Annotated in this window: 10 protein-coding genes; 8 read left to right on the top strand and 2 right to left on the bottom strand. The window is 34.3% G+C overall.

Going from position 1 to position 14,466, the window contains the following annotated elements; all coding sequences use genetic code 11:
- The first annotated feature begins 28 nt into the window (after positions 1–28).
- The 6 genes from ACFO5Y_RS04675 (at position 29) to addA (ending at position 10,803) form a co-directional block, all read left to right on the top strand.
- Positions 29–748 (top strand): tRNA (adenine(22)-N(1))-methyltransferase, encoded by a 720-nt coding sequence (locus tag ACFO5Y_RS04675; RefSeq protein WP_197103342.1) that lies wholly within the window; start codon positions 29–31, stop codon positions 746–748.
- A complete protein-coding gene (locus ACFO5Y_RS04670; protein WP_197103351.1) occupies positions 741–1,550 on the top strand; it encodes a Nif3-like dinuclear metal center hexameric protein in 810 nt (269 codons plus the stop codon). The genes ACFO5Y_RS04675 and ACFO5Y_RS04670 overlap by 8 nt, the downstream gene beginning before the upstream one ends.
- 12 nt (positions 1,551–1,562) lie before the next feature.
- Positions 1,563–2,795, top strand: a complete 1,233-nt coding sequence (gene pepT / locus ACFO5Y_RS04665; protein WP_197103353.1) for a peptidase T — start codon at positions 1,563–1,565, stop codon at positions 2,793–2,795.
- 20 nt (positions 2,796–2,815) lie between these two features.
- Positions 2,816–3,175, top strand: a complete 360-nt coding sequence (locus ACFO5Y_RS04660; RefSeq protein ID WP_138404999.1) for a thioesterase family protein — start codon at positions 2,816–2,818, stop codon at positions 3,173–3,175.
- 109 nt (positions 3,176–3,284) lie between these two features.
- Positions 3,285–6,890, top strand: a complete 3,606-nt coding sequence (locus ACFO5Y_RS04655; RefSeq protein ID WP_197103355.1) for a PD-(D/E)XK nuclease family protein — start codon at positions 3,285–3,287, stop codon at positions 6,888–6,890.
- A complete protein-coding gene (gene addA, locus ACFO5Y_RS04650; RefSeq protein ID WP_197103357.1) occupies positions 6,880–10,803 on the top strand; it encodes a helicase-exonuclease AddAB subunit AddA in 3,924 nt (1,307 codons plus the stop codon). Before ACFO5Y_RS04655 ends, addA begins: the two co-directional genes overlap by 11 nt.
- A 48-nt stretch (positions 10,804–10,851) precedes the next feature.
- Here addA and ACFO5Y_RS04645 read toward each other — a convergent pair whose 3' ends face one another.
- Positions 10,852–12,210, bottom strand: a complete 1,359-nt coding sequence (locus ACFO5Y_RS04645) for a putative glycoside hydrolase (protein WP_197103359.1) — start codon at positions 12,208–12,210, stop codon at positions 10,852–10,854.
- 33 nt (positions 12,211–12,243) lie between these two features.
- Entirely contained in the window at positions 12,244–12,876 is a 633-nt protein-coding gene (locus ACFO5Y_RS04640; RefSeq protein ID WP_197103361.1) for a YkyA family protein, read from the bottom strand.
- Positions 12,877–13,016: 140 nt separating this feature from the next.
- On the opposite strand from ACFO5Y_RS04640, the gene lspA reads away from it, so the two are divergent.
- Both lspA and ACFO5Y_RS04630 read left to right on the top strand, forming a co-directional pair.
- A complete protein-coding gene (gene lspA / locus ACFO5Y_RS04635; protein WP_197103363.1) occupies positions 13,017–13,475 on the top strand; it encodes a signal peptidase II in 459 nt (152 codons plus the stop codon).
- The gene (locus tag ACFO5Y_RS04630) at positions 13,475–14,413 is read left to right on the top strand and encodes an RluA family pseudouridine synthase (RefSeq protein WP_197103365.1); all 939 of its coding nucleotides are present in this window, start codon (positions 13,475–13,477) and stop codon (positions 14,411–14,413) included. The genes lspA and ACFO5Y_RS04630 overlap by 1 nt, the downstream gene beginning before the upstream one ends.
- Positions 14,414–14,466: the final 53 nt, after the last annotated feature.

Raw genomic sequence — 14,466 nt, 5'->3', positions numbered from 1 at the left:
TTATCTATAAGAAGTTAAGAGGGAAAATATGAATTCAAATACATTATCAAAAAGACTCGATCGAGTCGCTCAATTCGTTGAAAAGCATGGAGACAATCCAATACGTTTAGCAGATATTGGAAGTGATCATGCTTATTTACCGTGTAATCTCGTATTAAACGATGCGATTGAATACGCCATCGCTGGAGAAGTTGTCCAAGGACCCTATCAGTCTGCTCAAAAAGAAGTGCGTCTACAAGGATTGAACGATTCCATTGATGTCCGTTTTGGAGACGGCTTTGATGTTGTTAATTTAAATGATTTAATTAACTTAGCGACGATCTGCGGTATGGGGGGCATTTTGATTCGCAATATTCTTGAAGCAGGTGTGAATAAACTTGTATCAGGACATACATTAATTCTTCAACCAAATGTTGCTGAACCGCAACTCCGTTCGTGGTTAATCGAGAATCATTATCATATTATCGATGAGGATATTATCCAAGAACATAAACATAATTATGAAATAATTGTTGCTAGACATTTACCTGATGAAGAGAAGCAAGTATTAAATGATGAGGAATTGTTATTTGGACCCATTAATTATCAAAAACAATCCAAAGAATTCTTTTCTAAATGGAAGAGTGAATTTGAAAGCACGGAGTATATTATAAATTCCATAAAACTTGCTACAAACGACAAGAATGATAAACTTGAAGAGTTAGAAAAAAAATATCAACGGATTAAGGAAGTGTTAGAAAATGACTAAGCAGTTGGTACAATTAAATGAATTAACGGATAACTTGAATAAATTATACCCAAGTGAATTAGCTGAAGAATGGGATCAAGTGGGACTTCATTTTGGACATAAAGATGCCAAAGTTCAAAAAGTGATGACAACCTTAGATGTTAGGCCTGAAGTGGTAGAAGAAGCGTTGAAACTTGGTGTGGATACAATTATTGTGCATCATCCGATTCTTTTTAGTCCAGTCAAACGTTTCGATAATTCAACGGCTGATTTAAGAATGTATACTGACCTTATTAAAAATGACATCAATGTCTTTGTCTTACATACTAATTTAGATAAAGCATTGAATGGGATGAATGATTGGTTAGCTAATGCTTTAAAACTTAATGACATTAAAGAACTTGAACCATCTGAAGACGGTTTAAGTGGATTAGGGCGTGTAGGTAATTTACCAGAAACGCTTGAACGTCGAGACTTAATTTCTTATATCAAAGATAAATTGAATGCGAACAATCTCACTTTAATAGAAAGAACGCCAAAAGAGGCGTACAATCGTGTCGCAATTGTTGGAGGGTCTTCCTTTGATTCGCTTTCGGCTGCTATAGACGAGGAAGCGGACGTATTTATTACAGGCGACATAACATTCCATAAAGGGCAAGATGCTTATGAATTTGATATACTAACAATTGATAGTGGTCATTACATTGAACACATCTTCAAAGAGAAAATGGCTACAGTTATTAAAAACTTAGCTCAAGAGAATCAATGGGATATTGAAGTCATTGAGAGCACAACAAACACAAATCCATTTATGTACGAATAGAAAGGTGATATTATGAGTATTTTTGAAAAAACAAAAGAGAGATTAATTAGATATGCCAAGATAGATACACGTTCAGATGTATTTAGCGAGACAATTCCTTCAACAGAGAAACAATTCGATTTATTAAATTTACTAGTTGAAGAATTAAAAGAAATTGGTTTGGAGGAAGTAGAACTTAATCCAAACAATGCCTTTGTCACAGCGACATTACCAGCAAACACATCAAAAGATGTCCCTTCAATTGGATTTATCGCGCACGTTGATACGGCAGATTTTAACTCTGTAAACGTGCAACCAAATGTGATTGAAAATTATAATGGACTTGCCATTATCTTAAATGCTGAAGAAGATATCGTCATGGATCCAGTTGATTTTCCAAACTTAAATAATTACATTGGAGAAACATTAATTACAACAGATGGAACGACCTTACTTGGTGCGGATGATAAGGCAGGGATCGCTGAAATTATAACAGCAGTTGAATATCTAGTGAACCATCCAGAAATTGAACACGGTAAAGTGCGTGTTGCATTTGGTCCAGATGAAGAGATTGGCCGTGGAGCAGATCACTTTGATGCCAAAGGCTTTGATGTTGATTTTGCTTATACTATGGACGGAGGTCCAGAAGGCGAATTAGAATATGAAAGTTTTAACGCGGCTGGCGCAACCGTTACAATAACTGGTAAAAACATTCACCCAGGTACTGCCAAAGGTAAGATGTTGAATGCAGTAACAGTTATGAACGAATTTATGAATGAATTCCCAGAACTTGAAGTACCAGAACACACAGAGGATCGAGAAGGTTTCTACCATATTTCTGACGTTGAAGGAACAGTGGATAAGGCTGTTCTAAGAATGATTATTCGTGATCATGATCGTAAATTATTCGAAGATCGTAAAGCATTCGTTCAATCAGCTGTGAACAAAATTAATGATAATTATCCATCTAAACCACTAGAACTTGAGATGGAAGATCAATATTACAATATGGGTGAAATTATTGAAAAAGATATGACGCCGGTTGATTTAGCCCAAAATGCTATGGAAACTTTAAATATCCAACCAAGAATTTATCCAATTCGTGGAGGAACTGATGGGTCTAAAATTAGTTTCATGGGAATACCTACACCTAATATCTTCGCAGGTGGCGAAAATATGCACGGTCGATTCGAGTATGTTTCAGTAGAAACAATGGAGAAAGCAGCTAATGTCATTATTAAAATTGTTGAATTAAACGCAAAATAATTTTAAGGGGTAATTAGATAATGAAGACATTGACCAAAGAATTCAAAGTGCAAGATGTTGTAACAGCAGCTTCTGTTGGTTCAGGTGGCTTAGAAGTTCTATCGTCACCGAGTATAATGGCCTGGATGGAAAATGTTTCTTATGAATTATGTCAAAATTACACTGACAATGACGAAACAACGGTTGGAATTGAGTTTTCTATGAAACACTTAGCGCCAACAGCCGTTGGGAAATTGGTTAGCATTACAGCTAAAATAACGGAACAAAATAAATCTATATTGACACTTTCACTTGAAGCTATGGTAGATGGGCAATTAATTGCTTCGGCTGATCATAAAAGAGCGAAAGTGAACAAAGAAAGATTTTTAGAAAAATTATAATAATTATCGAAGAAACGGAAATTATACCAGGCATTTTGGTTATATTTCCGTCTTTTCTTAGATTAAATGAGTTTAAAGCGACAGAATAGTTTATTGAAAGGAGTAAAGAATGGGATTACAAATTATAACTGGAGATCTCTCAGTAAATAAAAAACGCGTTATAATTGAAAAATTATTACATATTCTTGAAACCAATCCGAATGCAACGATTTATTATATTGTTCCTGACCATTTGAAGTTTGATATGGAGACTTTTGTCCTAAATACCATCGAAGAGGTCAAAGGGCAGGAAGAAGCAGCGATGATGTCATTACAAGTGGTTAGTTTCACGCGACTAGCATGGTTTATGATTCGACCTCAAAGTCCCAATCATCAAACAATTTCTGATGTTGGTTTAACGATGATTATTAGACAATTGCTTAGTGAATTAAAAGATGAACTCATTGTATTAAGAGGTCAAATTAACCATCAAGGTTTCATTGATAAGTTATTATCATTATTTAATGAGTTAATCGAAGGAAATATTACACCTGAAGATTTGTCACGCATAACGACTGATACACATAACGATGTTTCAGATATAAGTGAAGGTATACCTAATTTAGAGCAACAAAAAATCGTCGAGATACAACTGATTTATACGAAATTTATTGAGAGAATTGACCTTTTAGATGTCTCACAATACAGCACTTTAGAGCAATTAGAAGCCTTTATTAAAAGTGAAGGACGATTAGATGACCATTACGCGATTATTGATCATTATTATTATTTTAATGCGCAACAGATGAGCCTTTTAATGCAGCTTTCAGCCTCTTTCAGTGATGTATGGCTCACATTGCCTATTACTCATTCATTAGCCAATAGCCAAACGTTTCAGCCGATTCTGGATACAATTCGCTATACATACCATCAAGTAAAGGCGTTAGCACAGTTTAATCAAATTAAGGTGTCACCGGATTGGGACATTAATAAACCACTTCATACAATTGGAACTGATTTACTAACGACAGCGAAGCTATTTAAAGATATTCAAGAAATTGGGACGAGTATAGATGATGAGAAAACGAAGTACTTAAGCCCACCGATTGAAGTTTGGCAGGCGGATACCATTCAAACGGAGTTACGTCATGTAAGTAACCAAATTCACCATTTAGTAGCTACTGAGGGTTACCGATATCAAGACATTGTTGTTATGACACGTGAATTTGAAAGATATCAAGTGATAGCAAAACCGTATTTTGATGCGAACGATATACCTATTTTTATCGATAATGTTGCTAAGATGAATCAGCATCCTTTTGTTCTATTACTTGAAAGCTTATTGAATTTAAAACTTTATAATTGGAAATACGATGATGTGATGGGCTTCTTGAAGTCAGGTTTAATTATTCCTAAATTTCTAAAAGACACACCAATAGAGCAACAAGAGAAGATTAAAGACCAAGAAGTAAATTACTTTGAAAACATTATTTTAGCTAATGGTTATTTTGGTTACCGTTTAATTCAACCAAATTTTACCTGGCATTTTGAAGATGAATCCAAACTTGTTCAAGACGGTGATCGTACAGCTCACTATACAATGAAAGAACTTGCTGAGAGATGGAGACAATGGATAATTTCTGACGTCAGCCAAGCCTTTAAAGCTTGGAAAAGTCCTATGACGGGCCAAAAGGCTGGAGCATGGCTCTATCAATTGATGCTTGATTTAGGCGTTCGTGATGAGTTTGTTAAACAACGCGATATTTCTATCGATACGGGTGAAGTAGAATCTTCTCGCCGAGATGAGCAAGTGTGGCAAGTATTCGTCGATCTATTAGATGAGTTTAATGAGATTTATCAGGACCAAACCATTTCATATGCTTTATTTGTTGAGTTATTAATCGCTGGTTTATGTGAATCAAGTTACCATATAATCCCTGCAACACTCGATCAAGTTACGTTAACGAGTGTCGAAAGTCCGCAGGTACAGCCATTTAAGATTGCTTTCTATATTGGTATGGACGACAAAACCTTACCGCTGAATCGACCAACCTATTCTTTATTAGATGAAGCATCTAGAGAGTTACTTCAAAAAGATTTACTCCCTCATCAATACTTAATGAAGCTTAACGAACAACAATATAGCCAAGAATTATTATTAGCGTACCAATTATTACTTAACGCTTCCGAACGAATTTACTTTAGCTATGCTACGAGTGTAAATAATCAAAGTATGCAATTAAGTCCATATATCATGCAAATAGTGAAACAATTGAAACTACCAAGTTACATATTTACGCACGATTTAGTTTCTGAATTGGAACATCTTCACCCAAGTACTTTTGGAAAATATAGTATGGAACAAAGTTTATTACTACAATTATCACATTACCTCACTCAAGATGAAGGTCTACTTAATAATCTGCATAAACAAGTATTTTTAGTTATGGATGACTATGATGGCGAAGAGAAAGAAACGCGTCAATCCATCGAAGCGATTGTTGAAGCAGTGGCGAAATTCAATGAATTACCAACTAATATCGCTCCAGAAATTGCGATTCAATTATTTGGTAAAGATATCAACGCTTCAGTTTCAAAAATTGAACAATATTTCCAAGATCCTTTTAGCCATTTCTTATTACATGGTTTAAAGATAAAAGAAAGAAAATTATTTGAACTTGATTATGCACGGTCTGGGGATTATTTCCATGACTTTTTAGATTCATTTACTAGACTATTGATTGATAAGAAATTAGATTTAAGACAAGTTGATATGAGCAATTTAAAGCAATTATTTAACCAAGTCAAAGGAAAATTAGAACAAGACGAACGATTTAATATTATGTTTAGTCATGCGAAGTTTAATGCGATTAAAACGCAAATGGACGAGCAACTGTTTCGTTTTATAAAATTTAGTCAAGCACAACAAAAACGAACGAAGATGACTTCAATTCAATCTGAAGCAGTATTTGGAATTTCACCATCCCCTGACCAATTAAAAGGATTCATTTACCCATTAAATAGTGGCGGACATCTAAGTATTAGCGGGAAGATTGACCGGGTTGATACAGCTAAAACTTCAAACAATACTTTTATACAAATTGTCGATTATAAATCAGGTAAAAAGGAATTTAATGTAGTTGATACGTATTATGGGCTCGATTTACAAGTATTAACTTATTTAAGCGTTGCTTTAAGCAATTACTCAGATACAAAGGCTTTCGGTGCATTTTACCAACCATTAATTCACTCCTACACAGCTTTTAAAGAGGCATCGCTGCCAGAATCTTTAGAAGCTATGGAAGAGTTACAATTATCTGAGAATACCTTTAATGGTTTTGTCAGTGTTGATGAAGAACAATTAACCTATATTGATTCAAGTATAGAAGTAACGAATAATAGTCTTATTTATCCTGTGAAGTTTAAAAAAGGTGGACTTTACAATGCTTACAGTCGAGTATTTACGGAAGAAGAGTTAGATATCCTCTTAAAATACGTCCACATGAAATTTAAACAAGCAGCGAATCAAATTCAAAATGGTGTGATTGAATTAAAACCATTCAAAGAAAATCAATACACGACATCATTACAACCGGAATACCGGGTAATAAGTGGGTTTGATTCAACTGAAAATTATCAGGCATACCGTGAAAAGACAATTAATAAAAAGAATATCATACAAGAAATGTTATTAGAATTGGACGAAAGTGGGGAAGATGAAGAAGATGATGAATAAGATAGAACCTAAACCGCTTAATTCGAATTTTAACGATGAACAATGGGAAGCAATCCAACATAAGGGAAGTAATATCCTTGTTTCAGCTTCCGCCGGTTCAGGAAAAACGACAGTATTAATTGAACGGATTTTTAATCATATATTGCAAGGATTTGCGAATGTTGATGAGCTTTTAGTCGTTACCTTTACCGAAGCTGCAGCGAATGAAATGAAAGAAAGAATGGAGAGCAGATTAAAAGACGCAGTGAACGAAACACTGAATCCTGAGGAACAAAGACGATTAACACACCAATTATCTCTTTTACCTAAGGCAAATATTCAAACACTGCATTCATTCTGTCTAGAAATCATCCAAAATTTCTTTTATTTAATCGATTTTAACCCTAATTTCTCTTTAGTGACGGATCAGACGCAAGTACAGTTAATTTATCAAGATGTCTGGGATGACATGATTGCTTCAATCCATGATTCAAATTCTGAAATTGAAGATATTTCGCCTGAAATTTACCAATCACTTTTAGCGCGATACGGAAGTGTGCGTTCCGATGAAGCATTATTTGATACGATCATCGATATTTATAAATTTGCCCGCTCACAAACGAATCCAACTTTATGGTTAGAAGATGCAAATAACGCAAGTGCTAACTTTGAAGCATTTAAAGATAGTTTATTATATAAACAAACAATTAAATTTGCGCTTGAAACCAATAGCCTACAAGCCATTAAATTACTAGAAACAGCGACAAATTTACTGCATTCACTTTCTGACGAGGGCGTTTCTAAGTATGAGCCAATCATTCAAGAAGACTTACAACAAGCAAATTTTTTATTTGAATTGTCGAGAGAAGATAAACTTGAGGATTTATTCTCACAAGCGAGTTCAATTCAATTTGGCAAATGGAAAGCAAATAAGAAATCTTCCGAAGACTATGAAATAGTGGCTGAACTCAAAGAATTACGAGATGAAGCAAAAGACATTATCACTAAAAACATAGTGCCAATCTTTACTTATGAATATAAGTTAACTGAAAAAGTGGAACAAGAGCAGGGAAACATTATTTATTCCTTATCTCAATTAGCTAAACTATTTATGGACCGATTAGCTAAACATAAAACATCGATAAATATGATTGATTATAATGATTTAGAACATCTCGCCTTAGATATTTTAGCGCCATTAAACCAAGAAAATGAACAAAGACAAGTCAGTTCAGCTGCAATGTTTTATCATGATAAATTTAAAGAAATAATGATTGATGAGTACCAAGATATTAATGATATCCAAAATGACATTTTATACTTTTTATCACATGAGACACGAACTGAATTAAACGATAACTTATTTATGGTAGGGGACGTAAAGCAATCGATTTATGGTTTTAGAATGGCAGAGCCGAGTTTATTTTTAAATCGGTATTTAAACTATGCAAATTCTAGCGAAGATAAGCTCATTATCTTAGATAAAAATTACCGTTCAAGAGATGAAATACTGCAATTTACAAACTTCGTATTTGAGCGGGTGATGGATTCAGAATTTGGTGAGATGAATTATGGAAAAGCAGAATCACTTACAACTGGGAATAAATCTTTTGAACCAGCAGCGCCACATGAAGACTTTAATATTCAACTACTCTTATATGAAAAAGAAAATCAAGAGAGTGAAGAAATCGATGAGGCAGCCAGTGATGAGATTGCATTAGCAGATACTTCATTAGAAGCTGAAAGCCATATTATCGCTCAAGATATTCGAAATAAAGTAGCAGAAGGTTACTTAGTCTATGATAAGAAGTTGAAAAAACAAAGACCCGTAACATTCTCGGATTTTGTTATTCTTACGCCAACACGAAAGCCTTTCTTAATTGCACAACGAATCTTAGAAAGTTATGATGTACCGATTTATGCTCAAAAAGTTGAGAATTATTTTCAAAGACAAGAAGTTCAATTAATGTTAGCGTTATTAAAACTAATCGACAATCCTTTACAAGATATCCCATTAGTTGCGATATTACGATCATATTTTGTTCAATTAGATGATGAAGCCTTAAGTAAGATTAGGATTCATTCTCCCAATGGCTTGTTCTATGAAGCAGTCATTGCTTACTTAAATGACCCAGAAATCCAAGAGAGTAATAAAGATATCCATCAGAAATTGAGTAACTTCTTCAAGCAATTGACACATTGGAACGCCTTGTCAAAACGCATTTCCTTAGTGGATTTAATTTGGACGATTTACCAAGAAACATCTTTCCTAGATTATGTAGCAGGTTTAAATAACGGAGTCCAACGCGAGGCGAACTTACATGCTTTGTACGAGAAAGCATTGGAATTTGAGCAAAGCCAATATAAAGGCGTCTTTGGCTTTATTCGCTACATTGAGAAAGTAATGCAACAACAAAATGACTTAGCAGAGCCAGTTTTACTCGATGGGGAACAAAATTTTGTGAGACTGATGACTGTACATGCTAGTAAAGGTTTAGAGTTTCCAATTGTATATCTAATGGATACAGCTAAAAAATTCAATTTACAAGACGCAAGGTCGAAATCATACATCGCTTCAAAACACTTTGGGATTAGTTCTGATTACTATGACTTTGAAAACCGTATTAAATTTGACTCCTTTACAAAACAAGCATTTAAGATTGAAAAGGAAAATATGTTAAAAGCGGAAGAAATGCGTAAATTATACGTAGCCTTAACGAGATGTGAGCAAAAGCTCATGATTGTTGGAACGATTAAAAATGAAGAAGAGTGGCATACTAAACAAGAAGCGACGCAAGATAAAAGTAATCATGAGACATTAATGGTTCCTTTACAGGAGCGCCAAAGTGCTTCAAGTTGGTTAGATTGGATTAGACAAGCCATCGCTAAAGGTCAAACTGATTCCGGTTTAGCTGAATTTAATCTATCGCAAATCAATATTGAGTTTATCGATTTACAAAGCATTGCAGATTTACAAATTCAATATCAAATACCAGTAAATTACTCAAAGAAACCCAATTTAGCTAAGCAAATTGGACGTCTTGACGTCAATGATTTAAGTGATCAAAGCGTCTATAATCATATGAATCAGTTATTTAATTATAACTACACATATGAATTAGCGACGAATACCTCAAGTTATCAATCTGTATCTGAATTGAAACGCTTATACGAAGAACCGCGTATCGATAAAATTGCTTATTTCGAAGACCGTAGTGGTAACTCGAACGAAAGCCAAAATGTTGAAGAACACGAAAGCTCTTCGTCTATTCAAGGAATTCGCTATACTGAAGATACGTTTCAACCACCTAAATTCATAGATAACTTAGAAACCAAACCAAATTATGCTGAAATAGGGAGCGCAACACACTTCTTATTACAACAGTTAGACTTTTCGATTTTGGGAGAGAAAAATCAAACACAATTAAAAGAAATATTAATTAAAACTAGCCAATCTCTCGTTGAAACGAAACACATTAGTAAACAATTGGCCGAATTAATCAACTATGATAGTGTCATCACTTTTATTCAAAGTGAATTAGGACAGTTAACGATTGAACATGCAGATCGAGTTAAAAAGGAACAAGCATTTTCTTATTTAACTCCAGCATTAAAATTATTTGAAAATAATATTGCAGCAGAGAACATGAAAGAATTGTCTGAAGATCAGTTGCTAATTCATGGGGTTATCGATAACTTTATTGAATTTGATGAAGATATCGTCATCTATGACTACAAAACGGATCGCTATAAACCTTATGCCAATATGACAAAAGAAAAACAAATTGAACAAATTGTAAATAAATATCGTTTCCAAATTAGTTTGTATTCAAAAGCACTGACAATTGCTTACAACAAACCAATTAGGCAAGCATATATAGTACTATTGGATTTTGGGGTATCCATTCCAATCGATACAATGTATCAACTTTAAGAATATAAAAAGAGCTCGACTAGCAAAACTAGTCGAGCTCTTTTATCTTTATTCAGTTACTTGTACCGTCTCTACATCAGGAGCATAATCAACACCCGTTGTATATTCACCAGCTGCATTCCAAAGTAAATACTCATGAATGCCGTTTTCAGCTAAGGCATTAATTTGTCCTTGAACTTCAGTTGGACCGTACTCCATGAACATCGTAAAGTCCTGTAACCAAGGTCTTGAGACAACATTATTTTGAACGGGACCTAACACATATAATTCTTCTTGAATGTAAGTATTAGTAAATTCATAAGGGTAATAGTCTGGTACATCAAATCCAAAGAATCCAGAAGTCCAGTGAGAAGGGTAAATCATAGAAGATACCACATCTACACGTTCAGCCATTTGGGTGAAGTTTTGCCCAATACCACGAACATCCGGAGCATCTCCAGCAATCGCTGTATATCCGAAGATATCCGCACTTATATTAACTCCATAAGGCGTTAGTCGGTTATCAGCATAAGTTAAAAAATCATTAATGGCGGCAACACGCTCATAACCTTGTTCTTCAGGATTATCTGATTCAAAAACCGAATATTCTCCCACTTCATATTCTAATTGAGTATGGAAAGTTTCGAATCCTTCAGGGAAACGAATGTAGTCAAATTGAATATCTTTGAAGCCCATTTTTGCAGCTTCTTCAGCAATCGTAAGAACATAATCCCAAGCTTCTTGACTGAATGGGTTAATGAACTTAGAACCATTTCCATCTGTCCAAGTTTCACCTGTGGTAGAATCTTCAAATGATAAGTCTGGACGCGCCTCAGCTAATAAATTATCTTTAAAAGTTGTGATACGAGCAATCGGATAAATTTCGTTCTCTTCTAGGACACCCAATACCTCAGCGTAGTCTACCGATCCAATCACGTTTTGTTGAACATACTCATTGTCAGTTTCAATGGGTGGAATAACGTTACCCCAATCATCTTTAAAGTCAATAACTACAGCATTTAATTCTGTTTCATTGATGTAATCAATGATGTAGTTAAAATATTCTTCATTGGCAACATTCTCAGCCGTTAGGTAAACACCTTTAACTCCATCTTCGGGATAAGGAATAGAGATTCCACTATCATAGAAAAGAGCAGATGGTAATTGTTCGGGTTGAGATAACAATGGCTCATCCGGTATCACTAAACCTTCATAACGATTTGTATCATTTGTAGCAACTCGGCTATTGAAATCAGTGACCGTCTCACTGTCATACTTTGGTGTTACTTCTGGTAGCGTATAGTACTGCGGTTCTTGTTGTTCAGCAGTATTTGACTGCTGACAACTTGCCAAAACAAATACCGATAGCAAAAGTAATGCAAATACTTTGGTATAAGAGTTGACCTTTTTGTTTTTTAGGTTGGACATATTAAAAACTCCTCTTGTCTTTATTACAAATTCCTAATTTGATTCTTGTAAATTAGCTAAATATACTTTAAAATTAATTAATTGCGCATTGATAGGTTCAAAGTACCCTAAGATACGCTCTAAATTAATTTGATTGGTCGTATGTAACTGCGACACTCTATCAAATACAGCAAAGAAAGATGAGTAATCCGTTTCTGGATTTGCAATCGATTTGTAAACAATTGATTCAGTTTCAATGTTTTCTCGATAATCAGATATGTAAGTAACGATTTCTTGAGACAATTCCTGTAACTGAGTAATTTGATTTGTCACTTGTTCAGTTGGAAGCGGGCTATTATCAACTTGATTAGAAAATTCCTCAATCATTGTATCCAATTCACCACGAACTTCTTCCAATTTTGTTAAATGCTCTTTACGGCGTTGAATATTTTGTTGGATGGGTGAATCATCACTTGCAAAGTAAGTAAGATCATCTCCAGCGTTAGCAATGGTACTTTCAAATTCTGCTTGTAGGTTTCCTTCAGCAAGTTGTATTTCTGTTAACTCATTAACAATACTCGTAACGTTCTCCTGAACGAGACTGACTGTTTTATCAGCTCTTTCTAATGAGTTATCACAACCAGCAATAAATAGTGTTGTTATTAAGAGTATTACAATTTTATTCAAATGTTTCATAGACTCTCCTTAAAAATGTTTAAATTGTTTAAAAAATAATAAATTTAAATTTTACTTAGATTAGTATATAATAACACTATTAGCAATTCAAATATTATTAAATATTTAGAACCTAACAACAAGGAGTATCTATGTTTTTATCTTTTTTCGTTGCAATATTATTAATTGTTTTTGACCAAATTGTCAAGTTTTTGACGGTAACAAATTTACAAGTAGGGGAATCAGCTAGAGGAATTGCGAATGTTTTCGATTTTTTCTACTTACGTAACGATGGTGCTGGCTGGGGCTTGTTCTCGGGTCGAGTGAATTTCTTTTTAATTATTACCGTGTTGGCTGCTGCTTATATTATTTATTTGATCTTCAAGAATCGTGACCATCATTTTATAACTCGTTTAAGTTACGGTTTAATTCTCGGTGGAGCCGTTGGTAATTTTATCGACCGAATTCGTTTAGGTTACGTAATTGATATGTTTAGACTCAAGTTTATAGATTTTCCGATTTTCAATGTAGCGGATGCTGCACTGACAATCGGAGTCGTATTACTTATTATCGTAATATTATTTTTTGAAAATACAGAGGATGTTTTATAATGACAAAAATTAAAGAAACAAAAAAATTTGAATTACAAGGCGAAGTAGGTCGTTTAGATAAAGTATTAGTAGACTTATTATCTGAAGAAACTTACAGCCGTTCTACCATTCAAAAATTATTAAAAAATCAGCATATTACTGTTGATGGCGTGCATCAAAAAGCAAATTACAAATTAAATGGGAGTGAAGTAATTAACGTTGAAATTCCCGAAGAAGAGCAAATGGATATCTTACCTGAGGATATCCCATTAGATATCGTTTATGAAGATGATGATGTCTTGGTTATTAATAAACCGATTGATATGGTTGTTCATCCGTCAAAAGGACATCCAAGTGGAACTTTAGTGAATGCTTTAGTGTATTATTTAGATGATAATTTATCTAATAATGAAGATACTGTCCGTCCAGGGATCGTACATAGAATTGATAAGGATACTTCTGGGCTCATCGTTGTAGCTAAAAATAATCATGCACATCAAAAACTTAGTGAGCAATTAGAAGACCACTCAATGGGACGTACGTATGTTGCTTTAGTCAATGAAGTGATTGAAACACTTACAGGTATCATAGAAGCGCCAATTAATCGTGATCCGAGTAATCGTATTAAATACACGACCAATCATGCAGGTAGATACGCGCTCACTCATTTTGAAGTACTAGAAACTTTTGCACATAATACACTCGTTAAAGTTGAGTTAAAAACTGGACGTACACATCAAATTCGTGTCCATTTAGAGTTTATTGGGCATCCAATCGTCGGTGATCCCTTGTATCGTCAAGGTGTAGGCCAAATGAAAGGGCAATTAGCGAGACTTGATGATGGCCAGTTCTTACATGCCCAGTCGCTTCATTTTGTACATCCAACATCTGGGGAAGCAATGAATTTCGAAACAGATTTACCAGATCGATTTGAAGAAGTTTTAAGAACTTTACGTTAAATTAGGCATTGTATTTATATTTTGTCTCAAAATATGATAAAATTAGTTATATT

The sequence above is a fragment of the Ruoffia tabacinasalis genome (assembly GCF_042652985.1).
Classification (GTDB): domain Bacteria; phylum Bacillota; class Bacilli; order Lactobacillales; family Aerococcaceae; genus Ruoffia; species Ruoffia tabacinasalis.
The sequence above is the reverse complement of the archived record's forward strand: the minus strand, read 5'-3'. Positions and strand labels throughout refer to the sequence as shown.